The sequence below is a fragment of the Streptomyces sp. NPDC051172 genome (assembly GCF_040682555.1).
In the GTDB taxonomy this organism is placed as follows: Bacteria; Actinomycetota; Actinomycetes; order Streptomycetales; family Streptomycetaceae; genus Streptomyces.
This window is the reverse complement of sequence record NZ_JBFBBE010000461.1, coordinates 1-1071: the sequence shown is the minus strand read 5'-3', so window position 1 is coordinate 1071 and position 1071 is coordinate 1. Positions and strand designations below refer to the sequence as shown.

The window sequence follows — 1071 nt, the reverse complement described above, 5'->3', positions numbered from 1 at the left end:
CGTCCCACAGACCCGTGCGGCGCGGGGCGCTGAACGCCTGGACCTGCAGCGCCGAGCGTCCGAGGCTGACGGTGGCGGCGACGATCCGCTTCGTCGCGTCCTCCACGTCGAGGCGCAGCTTCATGCCCTGGACCGCCCGCAGGCGCAGCGACCCCAGGTCGATCATGCCGGCGGGATCCGGGCGGGTGGCGACGTCGTGCGGACCGACGTCGACGGCCTCCGGCGCGGCGGCGATCTCGAGGTCGCGCTCCTCCAGCAGCTCGTCCGGCAGGCTGACCTGCTCGTGGCGCACGGTGCGGTTGCGTCCGAAGATCACGACGTCCTCCCAGGGGTGATGTCGGCGGTGAAGCCGCCGGTCGAGCCGAAGCCGCCGGCCCCGCGCTCGGAGTCGGGCAGCGCGTCCACGGGCTCGAAGCGGGCGCGCAGGACCGGCTGCAACACGAGCTGGGCGATCCGGTCGCCGCGGCGCAGCACGATCGGCTCGGTCGGGTCCAGGTTGATCAGGGGCACCTTGATCTCGCCGCGGTAGCCGGCGTCGATGGTGCCGGGGGCGTTGACGACGCTCAGGCCGTGGCGGACCGCGAGACCCGAGCGGGGGTGCACGAACCCCGCGTGGCCCTCCGGGATGGCCAACGCCACGCCGGTCGGCACGAGGGCGCGCTCGCCCGGGGCCAGGGTCACGTCGACGGCGGTGCGCAGGTCCGCGCCCGCGTCGCCCGGCTGCGCGTAGGCGGGCGGGGCCAGGCCCGGATCGAGGGCGTGCAGGGGCACGGGCAGCTCGGCGGAGTCGGTCACGAGGCCCGACCCTACACGAGCACCCGTCGGCCCGGGGCCGCGTCGAGGCGGCCGGGCGGGCGCCCTCGCCGGTGCCGCGCGGCGGGGCCGGAGTCCGGATGTGGGAAGCTGGGACCCATGCGTGATCCCCAGCAGCACCCCGTCGCCGATGCCTCCCGCCGCGCCCCCGAGGGCGCCGCGGCGGGACCCCGGGCGACGACGAGGGCGTCTGGACCGGCGTCAACAAGGCGGGCGAGAAGCTCATCATCACGATGGTGGAGGTCCTCCTCGACTCCG

2 protein-coding genes are annotated in these 1071 nt (G+C 75.9%); both read right to left on the bottom strand.

From position 1 onward, the window contains the following. Positions 1-316 (bottom strand): DUF3710 domain-containing protein (locus tag AB0N07_RS51940; protein WP_365848098.1); only part of this gene is annotated, 316 nt, incomplete at its 3' end. Continuing rightward, positions 313-795: a dUTP diphosphatase gene (dut, locus tag AB0N07_RS51935; RefSeq protein WP_350745722.1), complete on the bottom strand. Its 483-nt coding sequence runs from the start codon at positions 793-795 to the stop codon at positions 313-315. The genes dut and AB0N07_RS51940, both read right to left, overlap by 4 nt. Positions 796-1071: the final 276 nt, after the last annotated feature.